Source organism: Thermoflexus sp. (assembly GCF_034432235.1).
GTDB lineage: Bacteria > Chloroflexota > Anaerolineae > Thermoflexales > Thermoflexaceae > Thermoflexus.
In genome coordinates this window covers 1-17,312 of the sequence record NZ_DAOUCJ010000077.1, presented here as the reverse complement: position 1 = coordinate 17,312, position 17,312 = coordinate 1, and the positions used below count along the sequence as shown (strand labels likewise).

General features: G+C 64.3%; 18 protein-coding genes and 1 pseudogene. 15 read left to right on the top strand and 4 right to left on the bottom strand.

Going from position 1 to position 17,312, the window contains the following annotated elements:
- Positions 1–434, bottom strand: a pseudogene (locus tag VAE54_RS09485) (hypothetical protein); the annotation flags it as partial.
- Between the two features lie 257 nt (positions 435–691).
- On the opposite strand from VAE54_RS09485, the gene VAE54_RS09480 reads away from it, so the two are divergent.
- Positions 692–1,951 carry an NAD(P)/FAD-dependent oxidoreductase gene (locus VAE54_RS09480; protein WP_322801720.1) on the top strand — a complete coding sequence of 420 codons (1,260 nt, stop codon included), beginning with the start codon at positions 692–694 and terminating at the stop codon, positions 1,949–1,951.
- A 32-nt stretch (positions 1,952–1,983) separates the two neighbouring features.
- Here the strand turns inward: VAE54_RS09480 and VAE54_RS09475 are convergent, their stop codons facing one another.
- Positions 1,984–2,370, bottom strand: a complete 387-nt coding sequence (locus VAE54_RS09475) for a DUF488 domain-containing protein (protein ID WP_322801719.1) — start codon at positions 2,368–2,370, stop codon at positions 1,984–1,986.
- Positions 2,371–2,584: 214 nt separating this feature from the next.
- Between VAE54_RS09475 and VAE54_RS09470 the strand changes: the two genes are divergently transcribed.
- The 4 genes from VAE54_RS09470 (at position 2,585) to VAE54_RS14630 (ending at position 4,496) form a co-directional block, all read left to right on the top strand.
- Entirely contained in the window at positions 2,585–2,788 is a 204-nt protein-coding gene (locus VAE54_RS09470) for a hypothetical protein (RefSeq protein WP_322801718.1), read from the top strand.
- An 18-nt stretch (positions 2,789–2,806) separates the two neighbouring features.
- Complete coding sequence (locus VAE54_RS09465; RefSeq protein WP_322801717.1) at positions 2,807–3,298, top strand: DUF2231 domain-containing protein; 492 nt, start codon at positions 2,807–2,809, stop codon at positions 3,296–3,298.
- 24 nt (positions 3,299–3,322) lie between these two features.
- A complete protein-coding gene (locus VAE54_RS09460; protein WP_322801716.1) occupies positions 3,323–4,138 on the top strand; it encodes a TrmB family transcriptional regulator in 816 nt (271 codons plus the stop codon).
- Positions 4,139–4,346: 208 nt separating this feature from the next.
- Positions 4,347–4,496, top strand: coding sequence for a cupredoxin domain-containing protein (locus VAE54_RS14630; RefSeq protein ID WP_416223794.1), 150 nt, complete (start codon positions 4,347–4,349; stop codon positions 4,494–4,496).
- Between the two features lie 17 nt (positions 4,497–4,513).
- Here the strand turns inward: VAE54_RS14630 and VAE54_RS09455 are convergent, their stop codons facing one another.
- A complete protein-coding gene (locus tag VAE54_RS09455) occupies positions 4,514–5,692 on the bottom strand; it encodes a glycosyltransferase (RefSeq protein ID WP_322801715.1) in 1,179 nt (392 codons plus the stop codon).
- A gap of 345 nt (positions 5,693–6,037) precedes the next feature.
- Between VAE54_RS09455 and VAE54_RS09450 the strand changes: the two genes are divergently transcribed.
- The 10 genes from VAE54_RS09450 (at position 6,038) to VAE54_RS09405 (ending at position 16,536) form a co-directional block, all read left to right on the top strand.
- Positions 6,038–7,117, top strand: a complete 1,080-nt coding sequence (locus tag VAE54_RS09450) for a DegT/DnrJ/EryC1/StrS family aminotransferase (protein ID WP_322801714.1) — start codon at positions 6,038–6,040, stop codon at positions 7,115–7,117.
- 1 nt (position 7,118) lies between these two features.
- The gene (locus tag VAE54_RS09445) at positions 7,119–8,135 is read left to right on the top strand and encodes a Gfo/Idh/MocA family oxidoreductase (RefSeq protein ID WP_322801713.1); all 1,017 of its coding nucleotides are present in this window, start codon (positions 7,119–7,121) and stop codon (positions 8,133–8,135) included.
- Positions 8,132–9,277 (top strand): non-hydrolyzing UDP-N-acetylglucosamine 2-epimerase, encoded by a 1,146-nt coding sequence (gene wecB, locus VAE54_RS09440; RefSeq protein WP_322801712.1) that lies wholly within the window; start codon positions 8,132–8,134, stop codon positions 9,275–9,277. The genes VAE54_RS09445 and wecB overlap by 4 nt, the downstream gene beginning before the upstream one ends.
- 21 nt (positions 9,278–9,298) lie before the next feature.
- A complete protein-coding gene (locus tag VAE54_RS09435; RefSeq protein WP_322801711.1) occupies positions 9,299–10,912 on the top strand; it encodes a thiamine pyrophosphate-binding protein in 1,614 nt (537 codons plus the stop codon).
- Positions 10,909–12,042: a hypothetical protein gene (locus VAE54_RS09430; protein ID WP_322801710.1), complete on the top strand. Its 1,134-nt coding sequence runs from the start codon at positions 10,909–10,911 to the stop codon at positions 12,040–12,042. The genes VAE54_RS09435 and VAE54_RS09430 overlap by 4 nt, the downstream gene beginning before the upstream one ends.
- A 70-nt stretch (positions 12,043–12,112) precedes the next feature.
- Positions 12,113–12,301, top strand: coding sequence for a hypothetical protein (locus VAE54_RS09425; RefSeq protein ID WP_322801709.1), 189 nt, complete (start codon positions 12,113–12,115; stop codon positions 12,299–12,301).
- 41 nt (positions 12,302–12,342) lie between these two features.
- On the top strand, positions 12,343–13,095 hold the full coding sequence (locus VAE54_RS09420; RefSeq protein WP_322801708.1) for a glycosyltransferase: 753 nt from the start codon (positions 12,343–12,345) through the stop codon (positions 13,093–13,095).
- A gap of 99 nt (positions 13,096–13,194) precedes the next feature.
- The gene (locus tag VAE54_RS09415; RefSeq protein ID WP_322801707.1) at positions 13,195–13,566 is read left to right on the top strand and encodes an EamA family transporter; all 372 of its coding nucleotides are present in this window, start codon (positions 13,195–13,197) and stop codon (positions 13,564–13,566) included.
- 83 nt (positions 13,567–13,649) lie between these two features.
- On the top strand, positions 13,650–14,990 hold the full coding sequence (locus VAE54_RS09410) for an NAD(P)/FAD-dependent oxidoreductase (RefSeq protein ID WP_322801706.1): 1,341 nt from the start codon (positions 13,650–13,652) through the stop codon (positions 14,988–14,990).
- A gap of 64 nt (positions 14,991–15,054) precedes the next feature.
- Complete coding sequence (locus VAE54_RS09405) at positions 15,055–16,536, top strand: sugar transferase (RefSeq protein ID WP_322801705.1); 1,482 nt, start codon at positions 15,055–15,057, stop codon at positions 16,534–16,536.
- Positions 16,537–16,663: 127 nt separating this feature from the next.
- Here VAE54_RS09405 and VAE54_RS09400 read toward each other — a convergent pair.
- A partial coding sequence (locus tag VAE54_RS09400) for a DUF3782 domain-containing protein (protein WP_322801704.1) occupies positions 16,664–17,312 on the bottom strand: 649 nt, incomplete at its 5' end.

Genomic DNA, 17,312 nt, shown 5'->3' with positions numbered 1-17,312 from the left:
GGGCACCACATCCCCCAGCGGATCAGAACCTCCCGGGATCGGGGATAACGCGCCCTCAGCTCTTCGATCGACCACTCCCCCCGGATCATCGGTCCTCCGCGGAAGCGCTCTCCCTCCCATGATCGGCGGCCTTCCTCTTCTCCACCTTGCGCCCGAACAAGGTGGCCGGGGACCTCGGTCGTGAACTCGAAGATGGCCGTCGACCCCGGCGGCATATAAACGGTCTCCTCATTGGCGACGAAGGTATCCGGCGATCCCGCATACACCCGATCGAAGATCTCCCCGATGATGTTGATGTGGAAATTCGAGCCGATGTTCAAGCCGCCCACCCCGAAGAAAATACGGGTCCACTCTCCCGTGCGTGCCTTCAGAGGATGGAGAGCCTCCCGCTTTCTACTGGATCGTGTGTCTCCTTCCTCCCGCTGAGCCTGCATCTATTCTGCAGCGATCCGCGTTCCTCCCTCTTTGATTCGGAACAAGCAAAGGGGCCGGCGCCGGGTTAAGATACCCTGGATGGCCGGATCGACAGCGAGATCCAGGGAGGAGGGAGAAGGAGGGGTCCTCGGACCTACCCCCCCTGCCCCCTTTCCTCGTAGGGAAGGGGGAGCCTAAAAATCCCCCCTCCCCGTTTCGGGAAGAGAAATCGGGCTGTCACCCACCTGCGGATGATCATACGAAGGGGGAAATGACCATGAGGCGGGATCGGCCGCGAGTGGTCGTGGTGGGCGCCGGGTTCGGCGGGCTGTGGGCCGTGCGGACCCTGGCCTTTGAGCCCGTGGAAGTGCTGCTGGTGGACCGGCGAAACCATCACACCTTTCTCCCCCTGCTCTATCAGGTCGCTGCCGCGGAGATCGAGCCCGAGGCCATCGCGTTTCCCATCCGGGGCCTTCTTCGCCGGTTTCCCAACGTGGGATTCGAAATGGCCGAGATCCGCCGGATCGACGCCGAAGCCCGCCGGCTGGAGACCGACGGCCCGCCGATCCCCTACGATTTCCTGATCCTGGCTCCCGGCAGCGTCGAGCATACCTTTGGGGTGCCCGGGGTCGCCGAGCATGCGTTTTTCCTCAAGACCCTGGATCAGGCCATCGATCTGCGCAACCATATCCTGGCCTCCTTCGAACGGGCAGCCCGGGAGCCCGATCCGTCCCGGCGGCGCCGGATGCTCCCATTCACCATCGTCGGCGGCGGGCCGACCGGGGTGGAGTTCGCCGGTGCCCTGGCGGAGCTCATCGCCCGCCCCCTCCGGAGGGATTTCCCGACCCTGGATTTCCGGGAGATCCAGGTGGTCCTCCTGGAAGCGATGGAAGGTCTGCTGCCCGGCCTTCCGGATCCGTTACGCGCCTATGCGGCCGCTCGCCTTCGACGCCTCGGGGTGGACGTTCGCCTGCGGGCCCTTGTGGAAGCCGTGGAGCCGGGGCGCGTGCGGTTGAAGGATGGAGCCTCGATCGAGACTGGGACCGTGGTGTGGACCGCGGGGGTAAAAGGCAATCCCCTCGGCGAGACCCTGGGGCTTCCCCTGGGGCCGGGGGGACGGGTGCGGATCTCTTCCACCCTGCAGGTGCCCGGTTGGCCGGAGATCTATGGGGTGGGAGATCTGGCGTTTCCAGAAGGAGCGGGGAGGCTGCCCATGGTCGCCCCGGTGGCCATCCAGCAGGGGGCGCTCGCCGCGCGGAACATCCTGCGCGTCCTGGAAGGCCGCCCGCCCCAACCCTTCCGGTATCGGGATCCCGGAACGCTGGTCACCATCGGGCGGAACGCCGCTGTCGCCCATGTCTTCGGGCGCTCCTTCACCGGCTTCCCCGCATGGCTGCTCTGGCTGGGGGTTCATCTCGTTCGCCTCATCGGGATGCGGAACCGGCTGGTGGTGCTCTCCGGCTGGGCATGGGATTATCTGTTCTACGAACGGGCGGTGCGCTTGATCCTCCCCTCGCCGCCCGTAAGGGGCAAATAGCGCTCGCGGGTCAGCTCAAGCGAGCGAGGGCGTTATAGGCCTGAGGCCTGGAGCGAAGGATCTTGGGGCTCTTTCAACTTCTCCTCCAGGAACTCCCGGAGGGCCACCGCGTTGTTGTGGGAGGTGTCCCGGGCGCTGAAGAGCAGGGTGATGTTGCCGGCGCGGGCGGCTTCCAGCAACGGCTGCCAGGCCTCGGGATGGGCTTCGAGCTCCGCGAAGTAGCGCCGCCGGAACTCCTCCCACTTCCTCGGATCGTGGCCGAACCACCGCCGCAGCCCATCGCTGGGGGCCACGTCCTTCAGCCAGCCCTTCATTTGCAGGGCCTCCTTGCGGATCCCCCGGGGCCACAGCCGCTCGACCAGGAACCGCTGCCCATCATCGGGCTCCACCGGATCGTAGACACGCTTCACTTTGATCATGACCCCCCTCTTCATGACCAGCCTTCTGAAGGAATCCATGCTCCTCTCAGTTTATTCGACAGCGAGTGAAAATACACCAGACCGGCGTCAGACGTCCATGGGACGCGGATCTCCCTCCACCAGCATCCTTCACCTCGCCTTCCCCAGATTTGACAGTATCGCCATTCCCATCTACAATAGTAGTTGCTTGTATAACTTCTAAAGGAGGCCCGCCATGTGTCTCTCGTGCGGTTGTATGGAGCCGGATGCCGGGCACGGGGATCCGCGCCACATCACGATGCAGCACCTGGTGGAGGCGGCGAAGGCCGAGGGCCTCTCCGTCGAGCAGGTCTGGCGAAATATGACGGAGACCATGGAAAAGGTCCTGCGCGGGGAGGTCCGCAGTCGTGTCTGGACCCCGGGCGCTCAGGGGCGTTAAGGGATACGGAGGCTGGGCGTGGGACAGAGCCGGCAGTTCATCGGAGGCGGCTGGACGCTGCGGGAGGTGCTTCAGGGCAAGCCCATCGGGCACCCGACCCATGCGCTGGTGGTCCACTTCCCGGCAGGGCTGTGGCCGGCCGCCCTCCTGTTCGATCTCCTCTCCTGGATCCGGCCGGATCCCACGCTGGTCCGCGCCGCTTTCTATGACATCCTGCTGGGGCTGGGGATGGCAGCCCTGGCCATTTTCACCGGCCTGCTGGACTTCCTGCCCACCGTCCCCGGCTCCTGGAAGCGTCAGCTGGGATGGCGACATCTGCTCGCCCAGGCCGGCGCGACCGGGTGCTTCGCCATAAGCGCCGGGTTGCGAGCCCTCGACCCCGGATCGGCGCGCACGCCCATCCTCCCCCTCCTCCTCGCCGCCCTGGGCGTCGGGCTCCTGCTCCTCGGCAACTTCCTGGGCGGGGAGCTGGTCTACCGGCACGGGATGCGCGTGGGCGCTTCCCGGTGAAGAGCTTCTGGAAAAGGAAGCGGCATGGCAGACGTCATCGAGTTGCTGCAACAGCTGGGGTTCAGCGAATACGAGGCCCGGGCCTATGTGACCCTTCTGCAGGCGCATCCCCTGACCGGCTATGAGCTGGCCAAACGCTCGGGGATCCCCCGGCCGAATATCTACCCGGTGCTCCAGCGCCTGGAAGAGCGAGGCGCTGTGATACGGGTGGAGACGCCGGAGGGCACTCGTTATGCTCCGACGCCGCCAGGGGAGTTCCTCAAGCGCCTGGATCGCCGCTTCGAGGAGACCCTTGCTGCGGCGCGGAGGGCGCTGGAGGCCCTCGGCCCTGCGCCGGAGCCGGAGCCGGTCTGGAACCTCTCTGGATATGCCACGCTCCTGGATCATGCCCGGGCGATCCTGGATCGGGCCACGCGCACGATCTGGGTCGCCCTGTGGCCGCCGGAGGCGAGCGCCCTCGCGATGCCTCTGGCCCGCGCGGAAGCCCGGGGGGTGCGGATCACCACGCTGTGCCTGGCGGCCTGTGCCTCCGTATGCGAGGGATGCCGGGGGGAGCTCCATCGCTACCGGATCGCCCCGGCCTCCGCTGCCCGATGGTTGATCCTGGTATCGGATGCGGAGGAGGTCGTGGCGGGGGAGATCTGGGGGGAAACCGAGGCCCGGGGACTCCGAACCCGGCAGCGGATGCTGGTGGATCTGATGCAGGACTACATCCGGCATAGCATCGCCCTGGCCGCCACCGTCCATGAGCTGGGGGATGAGGTCCGACAGTTTCGCCCGCCGGCTCGTCAGCTGCTCACGATGGTGCGGCGACGGCTCGCCCGGAAAAGCGCGTCATGAACGACGCGCAGCGGGGCATCAGCGATGCTTACCCGTCTTCCCGGAGAAAGGAGGCGCCGCGCTCTCTATCAACTGGACGTGCGCTCGTTTCAACCCTGGGGTGCAGGGGGCCTGCCTCCGGGCCCGGCCGCGCGGAGGAAAGGCCTGGCGGATCTGTCCAGCGGCCCCGCGGGCCGGCGCGTGGCCGATCCATTCGCCTTATTGAAATGTGCACTTCCTCAGCGGGGCGGACTGGCAGAGCCCACCCCTGCGGCCGGGCCAGCAGATCTCCTTCACATTCACCCGTCCCGGTGAGTATCGCTATCAGTGCGATTTCCACGCCCAGAGGATGAAAGGGGTGATCATGGTGACCCCATGAGCTGAAGGGACGCAGGATCAGAGGGGCTGGCTGGAATAAACGTCCTCCAGCCGCTCCACCAGTGTCTCCCAGCGGTGATGGGCCTCCACGTAGGCTCGCCCCGCGGCCCCCAGGGCCGCCCGCTCCATCGGGCTGTCCAGCAGGCGGAATACGGCCTCCGCGAAGGCCTCGCCGCTGTCGGCCACCATCAGATCCCGACCCGGAACGGCCTGAAGGCCCCCCAGCACCGGCAGAGTGGCAACAACGGGGGTCCTCATGGCCATCGCTTCAAGGACCTTGTTCTGAATTCCCACCGCATATCGCATCGGGCACACCGCCAGGGTGGCCCGCGCCAGATACGGACGCAGATCCGGAACGGTCCCGAGGATCTCCACCCGTGGATCCCGCGCCGCCCGACGCAGGCGGGAGGGAGGGTTCCGCCCGACAATCCACAGCCGGACTTCCGGCCGTTGCGCCCAGATCCGTGGCATGATCTCCCGAACCAGATCCAGGGCTGCCGCCACGTTGGCGTGGTAGCTCATCTTCCCTGTAAAGATCAGAGTGGCGGGGTCTCGTGGAACCGGCCACGGTTGGAAAAACGCCAGGTCCACTCCATTGGGGATGACGGTCAGCGACGCCCGGCCATCGGGAGCCAGGCGGCGCAGGGCTGCCGCATCTTCCCTCGAGGTCACCAGAATACGGGGGAACGTCGAGAGCCACCGGGCTTCCAACCGCCGGGTTCGGGCCAGCTCCAGCCGCGCCAGCCACCGGGTCAGGCATCCCGGTGCTTGGGTTTGCGCCTGCTCGAAGAGACGGGTGATGCTGTCCACCGCATCGAACACCAGGCGGTCCGCCGGAACCTCCCGGGCGAACCCGGCGCCCCGGAGGTGCTCGACATGCACCACGTCCCACGACTCCTGGAGGGATCGATGCAGGGCCTGCCGCAGCCTGGGGTGATCGGCATAGCCCGCCTGCAGGGGATGGCCGTGCATCCAGGCTCGCCCTGCATTCCAGAGGGTTCTTCCTCGTGAAAGGGGAAAACATTGGATCTCCACCCCCACGCGCCGCAGCGCCTCCAGATCCGCGTCGCGATCTTCAGGGGGTTGCACCGCCAGCACACGGATCCGATGCCCCCGTCGGGCCAGCGCCTGCAGGAACCCGAAGGGTCGGATCCGGATGCGGGAGGGCGGATAAGGGAGCACCATCAGGATGTTCATCGCCTTCCCTCCGCCTCCATTGCATCTTCTCCGGGTTAGAGGCGGGAGAGGGGCGGGTTAGAAAACGGGAGAACCAATCCGGGAGATTGGATGATCCATGAGGCCGGAGGGCCTGCCCATGGTTTCATGGCCCCTTCCCTCGATTGCCTCCCCTTCCCCCCGATGGCCTCATCCCCTGAAACCCACGGATTACCGCCTTCTAACCCCCTGCTTACGGCCTCCCAACCCGCCCCGCTTACAGTGAAAGCCAGAAACGCGAGGCCCAGGGGCGAAATGACCGTGTTATCGGCCGGACTTGCCGATCGAATCATCCCCGCATCCCCGAGCGCAACCGTGAAAATCCCGATGGCTCGCCCGTTGTTTGACGAAGCGACCCGACAGGCTCTCCTGGAGGTGCTGGACTCCGGGCAGCTGGCTCAGGGGTTGCGGGTGCTGGAATTCGAAGAGCGGTTCGCCGAGTGGGTGGAGGTTCCATTCGCAATCGCTGTATCGAACGGAACCGCCGCCCTGCTTCTGACCCTGATGGCCCTGGGGATCGGCCCGGAGGATGAAGTGATCACCACGCCCTTCACCTTTGCCGCCACCTCTAACACGATCCTGTTCCTGGGCGCCCGGCCGGTCTTCGCCGATATCCAGCCCTCCACATTGAACCTGGATCCCGAGGAGGTGGAGCGGCGGATCACGCCCCGGACCCGGGCGATCGTCCTGGTGCATCTTTACGGGAACCCCTGCGATATGGAGGTCTTCACCGAGCTGGCGGCCCGCTATGGCCTCGCCCTGATCGAAGATGCCGCCCATGCGCCCGGCGCGCTGTATCGGGGGCGGCCGGTGGGCTCCTTCGGCATCGGATGCTTCTCCTTTTACGCTACCAAAAACATCACCACCGGCGAAGGCGGGATGATCACCACGCATGATCCTCAACTGGCCCGTCGCCTCCGCATGCTGCGGGATCACGGCCAGTCGGCCAAGTATGTGCACGAGATCCTGGGCCTGAACTTCCGGATGACGGAGCTCCAGGCTGTTCTGGGGATCGGCCAGCTGGAGCACATAGAGGCCTGGAACGCCCGCCGCCGCGCCATCGCGGCGTTCTACGATCAGCACCTCCGCGGGGTAAATCCTGTGGAGACCACCCCGAACAGCACGCCGGTCTACCACCTTTACACCGTGCGCCTCGCCCCCGGGATGCGGGATGCGATCCGCAAGCGTCTGAAAGAGGCCGGGGTTGAGACCGGGATCCATTACCCCATCCCGGTTTACCGTCAGCCGCTTTACCAGCGGCTGGGTTACAACGATTTCCTCCCGGCGGCGGAAGCTGCGGCGCGCGAGGTTCTATCCCTCCCCATCCACCCAGCCCTTCAGGATGAGGAGACCCGCTATGTGGTCGAAGCCGTGAACGCCGCCATCGAGGACCTGTCAGGGGGATGAGATGAAAGCCGTGCGAGCTGGAGTTGTAGGCGTCGGTTCCATGGGGGAACGCCATTGCCGCGTGCTCCAGTCCCTGTGGGGCGTCGAGCTGGTGGGCATCTATGACCAGTGTCGGGAACGGGCGCTGGAGGTTGCTGCCCGCTATGAGACCACCGCCTTCCCCACCCTACAGGATCTGGCAGCCCATATAGAGGCTGCGATCATCGCCACCCCAACCCCTACCCATGCGGAGATCGCCCTGGAGCTCATCGAACGGGGTGTGGCGGTCCTGATCGAGAAGCCGATGGCCACCTCCACAGTGGAAGCGATGGCCATCTGCGAAGCCGCTCGACGCCGGGGTGTCCTGGTGCAGGTTGGCCATATTGAGCGATTCAACCCGGTCTACATCGAGCTCAAGGCCATCCTCGAAACCATGCACCCCATCAGCCTGATCTTCCGCCGCCTGAGCCCCTATGCGGTCAGCAACCAGGACGCCGATGTGATCCTGGATCTTATGATCCACGATCTGGACCTGGCGATCGACCTGATCGGCTCAGCCCCCGCCCGAATCTATCCGGTCGGACGTCCGGTTTTCTCCGACGCGGTGGATTACGCGGTGCTGACGATGGAGTTCCCGGGGGGAGAGGTCGCCACCCTGTTCGCCTCCCGTGTCACCGAACAGAAGATCCGCGCCATCGAGATCACGGCCGCCGAGGCCTATATCGAGGCGGACCTCCTGAACAAGGGGATTACCGTCTACCGCTACACGATCCCCAGCTTCACCAACGACGGCCAGCCGGTGAAATATCGCCAGGAAGGATGGATGGAGCGGATCGGGATCCCGATGGCCGAGCCCCTCGCGCTGGAGCTCCAGCACTTTGTGGATTGCGTCCGAAGCGGTCAGGCCCCCACAGTTTCCGCCATGGACGGCCTCCGGGCGATCCAGCTGGCGGAACGCATCCGCCTGCTGCTTTATAACAGCCCGGCTCCCGTCCTTCGCCCGCACCGGATCCCCACCCCTGCCGGAGCGAACCCATGAAGATCGTATCCGTCGTCGGCGCCCGTCCCGAATTCATCCAGGCCGCGCCGGTCAGCTTCGCCCTGCGTCGAGAACACCGCGAGGTGCTGGTCCATACGGGCCAGCACTATGACGACGCGATGTCCCGCGTTTTTTTCGAGGACCTGAACCTGCCCGCTCCGGATTACCACCTGGGGGTGGGCTCTGGCCCCCATGGGCGTCAAACCGGCGAGATGATGGCCCGTCTGGAGGAAGTCCTGCTCCGGGAACGGCCCGATCTGGTGATCGTGCGTGGGGACACCAATTCGACCCTGGCTGGGGCGCTGGCGGCAGCCAAATTGCACATCCCCCTGGTCCACATCGAGGCGGGCGAACGCAGCTTCAACAAGTTCATGCCGGAGGAAATCAACCGGCTGGTGGCCGATCGGCTGGCGGATCTTCACTTCTGCATCACCCGCCGCGCGGTGAAGCATCTGGCCCGCGAGGGGATCACGGAGGGGGTTTTCTTTGTGGGAGATGTCATGCTGGATGCCGTGCGCATTTATCTTCCCCGGGCCATGGAACGCGCTTTGGATCTGCTGGGGCGACTGCATGTAGAGCCCCGGAGCTACCTGCTGGTCACTGTCCATCGAGCCGGCAACACGGATAATCCGCAGCGCCTGGCCGGGATCCTCTCCGGGCTAAATGCGATCCCGGAGCCCATCCTCTTCCCTGTCCACCCTCGAACCCGCCAGGCCATCGCCCGTTACGGCCTGCAGGCGGGGCCGCATATTCGAATGCTCGAACCGGTGGGCTACCTGGACATGCTGGCCCTGGAGGCCCACGCCCGGATGATCCTCACCGATTCGGGAGGGGTGCAGCGGGAAGCCTATTTCCTGGGCGTTCCCTGTCTCACCCTGCGGGAGGAAACGGAGCTGATGGAGACCGTGGAGGTGGGGTGGAACCGCCTGGTCGGCACGGATCCTCGCCGGATCCTGGAGGGGTGGCAGTTCTTCCGACCGGCCGGGCCACGGCCACCCCTGTTCGGCGACGGCCACGCGGCGGAGCGGATCGCCGCGATCCTGGGGCAATCGCCGCCCCGCTTCGGACAACATTATCGAAGGTCGGAAACCATCGGCCGACTTGTGCAGGAGGCCATGGGGCGAATCCCCCTGCCATCCTGATAAAGACAAGGAGCAGATCTTATGAACGGAGCGGCCCTTCTGGTCGAAAGCCTGCAGCAACAGGGCGTCTCGGTGATCTTCGGCCTGCCCGGGGATGAGGTGGCGTTCTTCGAAGCCTTGCGGGGGAGCTCGATCCGTTTCCTCACCGTGCGCCATGAGCAGGCCGCCGCGTTTATGGCAGATGCCTACGGTCGACTGGCACGCCGCCCGGGCGTCTGCTTTTCCACCCTGGGCCCTGGAGCGACCAACCTCGCCACCGGCCTGGCCAACGCGATGCTGGATCGCTCCCCTGTGGTGGCGCTATCCGATCAGGTGCCCACAGACCAGATGCGGCCGGGCGTCCATCAATATGTGGATCTCGCCGCCTTTTTTCAGCCGATCACGAAGTGGAGCGCGGTGATCCGGGATCCGGAGCTCATCCCCGCTGCGCTGCAGTATGCTTTCCAGGTCGCCCGATCCGAACGGCCGGGGCCCGTTCATCTCAGCCTCCCAGTGAACGTTCTGGAGCGCGAATGCTTTCTTTTCAATCTGGGCGGGGAACTCCCCGGACGTCCCTCGGCACTGCATGCCCGTCCCGATCCTCGGGCTCTGCAACAGGCCGCCATGTGGTTGCAGGAAGCCCAGGCCCCCATCCTCCTGGTTGGCAATCTTCCAATACGCGCCCGGGCGCTGGATTCCCTGCGCCGCTTTGTAGAAGCTTATCAGATCCCTACCCTGACCACCTACATGGGCAAGGGGGCATTGCCGGAGGATCATCCCCTTTGCCTGGGGGTGATCAGCCGGCATGCCCGGGGGGAGTTGATGGGATTGTTCACAGCCTGTGATTTGATCCTCACCATCGGCTACGATGAGGTGGAGGGCGTGAAGCCCAGCCTCTGGATGGTGGGGAATCACAAGCGGGTCATATGTATAGATAGCGTCTTCGAATCCGAAAGCCATCTCCTGCACGCGGATCTCACCCTCGCGGGGGACGTGGCCGCGATCCTGGAGGACCTGACGGCGATGGCCACCTCCGGACGCCGGCCCTGGCTGGAGGTTTCCGCGGTCCGGGAGGCGATGCAACGTCCTCTCCAACAGCCTCAGCTGGAATCCGCGCCGCTCTCCCCGGCCGCCATCACCCGGACGCTGGCCCAGGTCCTCCCGGACCACGCTGTGCTTACGGTTGACGTGGGACTGAACAAGTACGCCATGGGCCTCACCTACCCGATCCGGAGTCGCCAGCAGATCCTGTTCTCCAATGGGCTCTCCGCGATGGGGTTTGCCCTCCCGGCGGCCCTGGGGGCCCGACTGGCCCGACCGGAAGATCCGGTGGTGGCGGTGAGCGGCGATGGCGGCTTTCTGATGAACGTCCAGGAACTGGAGACCAGCGTGCGTCATGGCCTCCCGGTGGTCGCCCTGGTTCTCCGGGACAACGCGCTGGGGTTGATCCGCCGAATGCAAGTCGCCCGCTTCGGAGAAGCGGTGGGAACCACCCTGGGGAACCCGGATCTTCCGGCCCTCGCCACGGCCTTCGGGGCGCGTGGGATCACCGTCCACACCGCCGATATGCTGGCCGATGTGCTGGTCGAAGCGGTCGCCTCTCATCAGACCTGGGTGATCGACATCCCAACTTCCTACGAAGGATGGCTCCAATGATCCGGGAATCCTCCGTGAAGCGCATCTTGCTTCTGGGTGCGGGCGGCCCGCCGGGCATCAATGTGATCCGATCATGGCGTGAGGCCCCAGAGCCGTTGTATATCGTCGGAACCGATATGAACCCTTTTCATCTGGAATGGGTGCCGGCGGACCGCGTCTATCTGGTGCCGCCGGTCGATCACCCCGAGTATCTGGATGCCGTCGCCGAGATCGTGGAACGGGAGCGGATCGATCTCATCCACGCCCAGCCGGATGTGGAGGTCCGGGTCCTCTCGGAAAACCGGGAACGGTTTCCGGCCCGGGTGTTCCTTCCTCGAAAGGAAACGATCCGGCTGCTGCAGGACAAGCAGGCTTCGGCAGAGCGCTGGCGGGAGGCCGGGATTCACACCTTCCCCACAGTGCCTATTGAGACCCCTGAGGATCTGGAGCGGGCCGTGGAGATCATCGGGCTTCCTCTATGGCTTCGGGCGCGGGAAGGCGCGGGGGCTCGAGGGGCCACCCTGGTGGAGCGGATCGAGACCGGGATCCACTGGGTCGCTTACTGGCGATCCCGCGGGGTGAACTGGGCGTTCATCGCCCAGCCGTATTTCTCGGGTCGGGAGTTCGCCTGGCAATCCCTCTGGAAAGATGGAAAGCTCATCGTCTCCCAGGGGCGTCAGCGGATCGAATACATCTATCCCCATCTGGCACCCTCCGGCCGCACCGGCACCAGCGCGGTGACGGTGACAGTGCATGACGAGCGGGTAAACGAAGTGGCCGCTCGATGCGTGCAGGCTGTAGATCCACAGGCCACGGGGGTGTTCAGTGTGGATCTGATGGAAGATGAGCACGGGAACCTCTTCCCGACGGAGATCAACGCGGGGCGCTTCTTCACCACCACGTATTTCTATACTCGGGCAGGCTGTAACATGCCGTATTACATGATCCGACTGGCTTTCGATGAGCCCCTCCCGGACCTCCCGCTTTACAACGCGCTTCCTGCGGGCCTTTACTGGATCCGCCACATCGACTGTCCGGCCGTCCTGGTGCCCCACGGAGGACTACGGGTTCAGCGCGAGCCGGGCCTGGGCCGATTCGATGGAACGAAACAGCTTCAGGAAATCGAGATGATGTGGAGGACCCCGGCTTAGCGAATCCCCGAATGGCTGGGAGATGGATATGGATGTTTCCCAATCGCTGTGATGGAGATGGAGGGCAAGAATGGATCATCAATGGATTGAGGAGAGATTGCGGGCGATCCGCCTGGAGATCGCTCGTCTTATAAAAGAAGGCGAGGATGAGGAGGGGCTCTGCCTGCGATCCTTGCTGGCCGAGCTGGAACGATGGGAGTCCTTGCGTCGGGAGATCATGCAGGCCACTCAATCGCCCCGGCTTTCCCACCGCCCGTGAGCGGTTGATTTCCCTCTATCCGAATGCGGAGGGATACGCTCTTGTTCGACACGATCCGATATACGCTGCTCATCCCATGTTACAACGAAGCGGAAGGCATCCCCCAGCTGCGGGAGGCGCTCCAGCCCGTCATCGAGCAGCTGATGGCCGATGGCGGCGTGGAGGTCATCTTTGTGGATGATGGGAGCACGGATGGCACCGGAGCTCTCCTGCAGGTAGTCTTCGCGGATTCACCCTTCGTCCGCATCCTGGCTCACCCCCGCAACCTTGGCCTGGGGGCAGCCTTGCGAACCGGGTTCCATGCCGCCCGGGGAGAGATCGTTATCACCACGGACAGCGATGGAACCTATCCCTTCGCGGAAATCCCTCGCCTTCTTCAATATCTGCGAGAGGATGTGGATCTGGTCACTGCCTCGCCCTATCATCCAGGCGGCGGGATCGAGGGGGTGCCCCCATGGCGGCAGGTTTTCAGCTTCGGCGCCTCCTTCCTTTACCGGCTCATCCTCCGGTCACCGGTCCGCACCTATACGGCGTTGTTCCGCGCCTATCGGCGTCAGGTCGTAGAGGCGATGTCCGTTGAATCGAATGGTTATGTGGCGGTAGCCGAGATCATGGCCAGGGCGATCCGCGCGGGGTTCCGTGTAGCGGAATATCCCACCACTTTGCGCGTCCGCCGCTTCGGGCGCTCCAAGATGAAAATCCTGCGCACCATCCTGGACCACCTGCGGTTGATGGCCCGTCTGATCCGCTCCGGTCGGCCCGCCCCGATTCCTTCCCACTTCCCATCCAGGTAAGAACCCAATGGAGATCCTGGCCGCTCTGAGCACGCAATCGGAGATCATCCGATATCCCTTATCCTCCGGGCGGATCTCTTCCAGATCGGAGGCTTCCGTATGAAAGGGGCGCTGGCTTATCTGCTGGTCAGCATCGTTTGCGCCGTTGTGGGCCAGATCCTTCTGAAGCAGGGCATGCGGGTGATCGGGCCGGTGACCTTGAGTCTGCACGGGTTCCCTGATCTGATCCTGCAGCTGATCGCCAACCCGTGGGTGGTCGTCGGGATGAGCCTGTATCTGGGCGGCAGCCTGTTCTGGCTGACGGCGCTATCGCGGCTGGATTTAAGCGTTGCCTATCCTTTCGCTGGCTTGAACTACGTGCTGATCCTCCTGGCCTCTTATCTTGTGTTCGGTGAGGCCCTGAACCCGATTCGGATCGCTGGAGTTCTGCTGATCGCCCTGGGGGTTAGCCTGATCGCCCGGAGCGCATAAAGATGAGGACAACGGGCGTGCAATGTGATCGCCCATTCCCCATCGGGCATGAAACCAACTGGAGGGAGAGGAAAAAGGATGCGATGCGTGTTGCAGTGATCGGCGGCGGGATTGTCGGCGTGAGCCTGGGGTATTTTTTGAGCCGGGCCGGGCATTCGGTGGTTCTGTATGAAGCCAGCGATCAGATCGGTGGCCTGGCCGGGACCATCCGACTGGGCGATGTGGAGATCGATCGTTTCTATCACACGATCCTCTCCAGCGATACCCATATGCAGGAGCTGGCCGCAGAGCTGGGGATCGCGGATCGGCTCCGCTTCCGGGCTACAGGCTCGGCGTTTTTCCATGAAGGTCGCCTGTATCCGATGACGACGCTGCGGGATTTCATGGCCTTCCCGCTCCTGCGCGCAATAGATCGCGCGCGCCTGGGCCTGACGATCCTGGCCGCCTATTTCCATCGCGACTGGCATCGTCTGGAGGAGATCAGCGTCGAGGAGTGGTTGACCCGCTGGGGAGGACGACGCGCATTTCACCACCTCTGGCGGCCGATGCTCCGGGCCAAATTCGATGGCCGCTTCGAGGATCTCCCCGCCACCTATATCTGGGCGCGCCTGATCCGAACCCGCTCTACCCGTAGTGGGGTCTCGCAGCGAGAGATGGCGGGCTATCTGGTCGGGGGCCATATGACGCTGATCCGGGCGATGGCTCAGGCGATCGAGGCTGCGGGGGGCGAGATCCGACTCCGCTCCCCGGTCCAGGAAGTTGTGGTCTCAAACCGCCGTGTGGCGGGAGTCCGGGTCGATGGGATCACGGAGCCATGCGAGGCCGCTGCGATCACCCTGCACCCCCCGCTGGTCCCGCGCCTGCTCCCCGGGATCGAGGAGCCGTGGGTGGAGGACCTTCGCTCCTGGCGATATCTGGGCGTGGTGTGCGTCCTCCTGGCCCTGGATCGGCCGCTAACGGATTACTGGACCATTTACATCACCGATGAGTCCGTGCCTTTCACCGGCGTGATCGAGACCACCCATTACATTGATCCGGCCGATGTGGGCGGCTATCACCTGATCTACCTGCCCAAATACGTGGCCTGGGATTCCCCGTGGCTTCAACGGAGCGACTCGGAGATCCTGGAGGCATGGCTGGAACACCTCCAGCGGATGTTCCCCACGTTCCGACCGGAATGGATCCGGCATGCCCGGGTCCATCGGGAGCGCTATGTGGAGCCGCTGTTCCATCAAGGCCAGTGGAGACGTATTCCACCGCTGGCCCCACCCCTTAGGGGCCTCTTCCTGGTCAACCTGACCCAGATCTACCCAGCCCTGACCAATGGGGAATCTCTCACCCGCCATGCGCGGCGGGCGGCTGAGGAGATCCAGAAACGCATGGCCGAAGAGGGCGAAAATCCAGCCCGATTTTTCATGCCGTGACGCACCGGTTTTCCAGCGCAGGACCTCTCCGGCTCGATCGGTTTAGATAGGAAGGAGTGCGGACATGCGAAACGAAGCCCTGCCCTCTGAATGGATTGGCCCGGAAGCCAGAGCGCGGGCGCAGGAAACCGAATGGCTGACCCTCCGCGCGGGGTTAGTCATCCTGGATACCCTCGCGTTGCTGATCGCGTTCTCCCTGTCTTATCTGATCCGATTCGAATCCCGCCTGCCTGTCTTCTACCAGCCCGAGAGCCCGCCGGTTCGCTACTACGGCCTGCTGATGGCTGCTCTGATCCCGGTGTGGCTGCTGATCTTCGCTTCCCATCGGCTCTATGCGCCGGATCATCTCTTCCACGGGACCTCGGAATACATGCGGGTGATCCAGGCGGCCAGCCTGGGGATGATGGCGGCCATCGTAGCCAGCTTCATGGAGCCCGCCCTGGTGATCGCACGGGGGTGGCTGTTGCTCTCCTGGAGCCTCTCCATCGGAATGGTGGGGCTCGCCCGCTTCCTGGCCCGTCGGGCGGTCTATGCCCTCCGGGCCCGGGGGAAATTCATGGTGCCTGCCCTGATCGTGGGCGCGGATGAAGAAGCCCGCATGGTGGCGGAACAAATTCGTTCTTCCCCGATCTCCGGGATGATCCTCCTGGGCATCCTGGACCCCCATCTTCCTCGGGGGAAAGAGCTGCTGCCCGGCCTGCCCGTTCTGGGCACTCTGACGGACCTTCCCCGGCTGATCGAACAGTTCGGGGTTCGGGAAGTCATCGTTTCGGCCAGCGCCCTCCCCCGGGAAGCCCTGGTTGAACTTTTCCGCACCTTCGCTTTCCATCCTCAGGTGAATCTGCGGCTTTCCTCGGGCCTCTATGAGCTTCTGGCTACTGGAACAGAGGTTCGGGAGGTGATGGGGGTTCCCCTGCTCTACTGGAGACGGCTCCGGCTCTCTCCGATGGAACAACTCCTTAAGGCCGCGATGGATTACACGCTGGCAGCCATTGCGCTGATCCTTCTGACGCCGCTCCTCATACTGATCGCACTGGCGATCAAGCTGGATTCGCCCGGACCCGTGCTGTATCGACGGCGGGTGGTGGGATTGGGAGGGAAACCCTTTTATGCGTTTAAGTTCCGCACCATGGTGGTCAATGCGGAGCTCCTTCTGGAGCAGAACCCTGAGTTGAAAAAGGCCTTTGAGCAAAACTATAAGCTGCGAGACGATCCGCGGGTGACCCGGGTGGGGCGATTCCTGCGACGCTGGAGCCTGGACGAGCTTCCGCAGCTCTTTAACGTGCTGCGGGGCGAGATGAGCCTCGTAGGGCCACGGATGCTGAGCCCGGAAGAGATCTCCCGTTATGGGCGCTGGGCGTTGAATCTGCTCACCGTGAAGCCGGGCATCACCGGCCTCTGGCAGGTCTCCGGGCGGGCGGATCTCCCCTACAGCGAGCGGGTGAGGCTGGATCTTTTCTACATCCGCAACTACAGCCTGTGGCTGGATCTTGCGATCCTGGCCCAGACGATCCCGGCGGTGATCCGGAAGCGAGGGGCCTATTGAGCGCGCGGCGCCTTCGCTGAGACGATCGCCGGGCCGCGGGGGATAAAAAAGCGGAGCGGGCGGCTGCGTCGCCCGCTCCGTCCTTTCCGATCGATGGGATGTTCGGCATCCGGCCGATGCGCCTTCGTTATCCCGATGAGGACGCCCATCCCCACGGAGCAGCGGTTGCCCGGGGAGGAACCACTTCTCCTCGCCGCGCCTCGTATAACCCCACCCCCAGATCTCCAGCGATCGCATCTGCCCCTGCATATACCGCCAGTCCGAAAACCGCGGGAACCACCGGCTCCGGGAACCCTTCCCGCTGCAGCCAGCTCCGGAAACCAGGGTCCCTGATCCTCTCCAGCGCCTGCTCGAATGGTCGACGACCCCAGACCCGCCCCTTTACTTCCACAATCAGGGTGATCCGACGGCCATCCGCTTCCTCCACCTCCAGGACGAGATCGGCCTCCCCATCGAACTGCACCATAGCGCTCCGCCGTACCCGACGGCCTGTCTGGGCCAGAAACCGGGGCATGAGATCCTCAGCCATGTTTTCGTGCACCAGCCCCCATCGCTCCTCTATCCGACCCACCACCCGCCGCAGCTCTCGCATCTCCTCCGTCAATGCCGCAATCTGCGCCTCCACCTTCTCCATCCGATCCGTCAGCGCCGCAATCTGCGCCTCCACCTCCTCCATCCGATCCGTCAGCGCCGCAATCTGCGCCTCCACCTTCTCCATCCGATCCGTCAATGCCGCAATCTGCCGGCTGTTCTCCCCGAGGACCTCCCAGATTCGG

Bases quoted from the DNA above. Each gene is read 5' to 3' on its own strand.
- VAE54_RS09480 (WP_322801720.1), top strand. From the start codon at position 692: ATGAGGCGGGATCGGCCGCGAGTGGTCGTGGTGGGCGCCGGGTTCGGC.
- VAE54_RS09475 (WP_322801719.1), bottom strand. From the start codon at position 2,370: ATGATCAAAGTGAAGCGTGTCTACGATCCGGTGGAGCCCGATGATGGG.
- VAE54_RS09470 (WP_322801718.1), top strand. From the start codon at position 2,585: ATGTGTCTCTCGTGCGGTTGTATGGAGCCGGATGCCGGGCACGGGGAT.
- VAE54_RS09460 (WP_322801716.1), top strand. From the start codon at position 3,323: ATGGCAGACGTCATCGAGTTGCTGCAACAGCTGGGGTTCAGCGAATAC.
- VAE54_RS09455 (WP_322801715.1), bottom strand. From the start codon at position 5,692: ATGAACATCCTGATGGTGCTCCCTTATCCGCCCTCCCGCATCCGGATC.
- VAE54_RS09450 (WP_322801714.1), top strand. From the start codon at position 6,038: ATGGCTCGCCCGTTGTTTGACGAAGCGACCCGACAGGCTCTCCTGGAG.
- VAE54_RS09445 (WP_322801713.1), top strand. From the start codon at position 7,119: ATGAAAGCCGTGCGAGCTGGAGTTGTAGGCGTCGGTTCCATGGGGGAA.
- wecB (WP_322801712.1), top strand. From the start codon at position 8,132: ATGAAGATCGTATCCGTCGTCGGCGCCCGTCCCGAATTCATCCAGGCC.
- VAE54_RS09435 (WP_322801711.1), top strand. From the start codon at position 9,299: ATGAACGGAGCGGCCCTTCTGGTCGAAAGCCTGCAGCAACAGGGCGTC.
- VAE54_RS09430 (WP_322801710.1), top strand. From the start codon at position 10,909: ATGATCCGGGAATCCTCCGTGAAGCGCATCTTGCTTCTGGGTGCGGGC.
- VAE54_RS09425 (WP_322801709.1), top strand. From the start codon at position 12,113: ATGGATCATCAATGGATTGAGGAGAGATTGCGGGCGATCCGCCTGGAG.
- VAE54_RS09415 (WP_322801707.1), top strand. From the start codon at position 13,195: ATGAAAGGGGCGCTGGCTTATCTGCTGGTCAGCATCGTTTGCGCCGTT.
- VAE54_RS09410 (WP_322801706.1), top strand. From the start codon at position 13,650: ATGCGTGTTGCAGTGATCGGCGGCGGGATTGTCGGCGTGAGCCTGGGG.
- VAE54_RS09405 (WP_322801705.1), top strand. From the start codon at position 15,055: ATGCGAAACGAAGCCCTGCCCTCTGAATGGATTGGCCCGGAAGCCAGA.